The 1,052-nt window shown below is 59.9% G+C and carries 1 protein-coding gene; it reads left to right on the forward strand.

Annotated elements, in window-relative coordinates; translation table 11 throughout:
- Window positions 1-102: 102 nt before the first annotated feature.
- On the forward strand, window positions 103-1,047 hold the full coding sequence (locus H4O10_RS22140) for an IS481-like element ISStma12 family transposase (protein WP_049396168.1): 945 nt from the start codon (window positions 103-105) through the stop codon (window positions 1,045-1,047).
- Window positions 1,048-1,052 lie beyond the last annotated feature (5 nt).

A 1,052-nucleotide genomic window follows, 5' to 3' on the forward strand; every position in this document is an offset into this window, starting at 1 on the left:
GGTAGAGTCGACTGTTAGTTGTGATCTCTCGGTAGGTTGTTCATCCGGGGCATCTTTGGAAAATGGTGGTTACCACACCTATCCAGTCCCCAAAGAGCCCGGATGAACCACCATAAAAATGCCCGTTTGACGCCGTTTAGTCGAGAACTTCTTGTCCGCCGCATCACTGAGCAAGGCCTTCGGCCAGAAGAGGCCGCCCAGGCTTGCGGGGTGAGTGTACGCACGGCTTACAAGTGGCTGGCCCGGTATCGAGCCGAGGGCCTGATTGGGCTGCAGAACCGCAGCTCTCGGCCCAGCCGCAGCCCCCATGGCACCCCTGAGGCATTGGTAGAGCAGATCGTTCAGCGTCGACGTCAACGGCAAACCTACCTGACCATTTCCAAGGCACTGGGTGTGGCTCACAGCACCATTTCACGACTGATGCGCCGACGAGGACTCAATCGCCTGTGCCTTCTGGACCCACCGAAGAAGGCGGTCCGGTATGAGTACGACAGCCCGGGCGGCTTGCTGCACTTGGATATCAAGAAACTCGGCAACTTCCACCGGCCCGGACACCGGGTCGATCCGAATCGGCGTGGCAATGCTGGCGGCGGTGGCTGGGGCTATGTCCATGTGGCCATTGATGACCACTCCCGAGTCGCCTTCAGTAGCGTTCACACCGATGAGAAGGGCTCAACGGCCTGCCAAGCGCTGCTGGCCGCTTTGGCGTACTACAAGACGCTGGGGGTCACCTTCCAGCGTGTCCTGACTGACAACGGCGCCTGCTATCGCTCCGGCGTCTTCGCTCGACTCGTCGCCTCGTTGGGCATGAAGCACTATCGGACCAAGCCCTACACCCCGCGAACCAACGGTAAGGCCGAGCGCTTCATCCAGACCAGCTTGCGCGAATGGGCCTACGCCTGCGAGTACGCTTCGTCAGAGCAACGTGATGCCGTGCTGCCTGAATGGCTGCATTACTACAACTGGCACCGACCCCACATGGGGATCGGCAGCCAACCGCCTATTTCCAGAATCCCGCTGAACAACGTGGTGGGTTTACACAGTTAGTCGAC

The sequence above is a fragment of the Stenotrophomonas sp. I18B00994 genome (genome assembly GCF_014145825.1).
GTDB lineage: Bacteria > Pseudomonadota > Gammaproteobacteria > Xanthomonadales > Xanthomonadaceae > Stenotrophomonas > Stenotrophomonas maltophilia.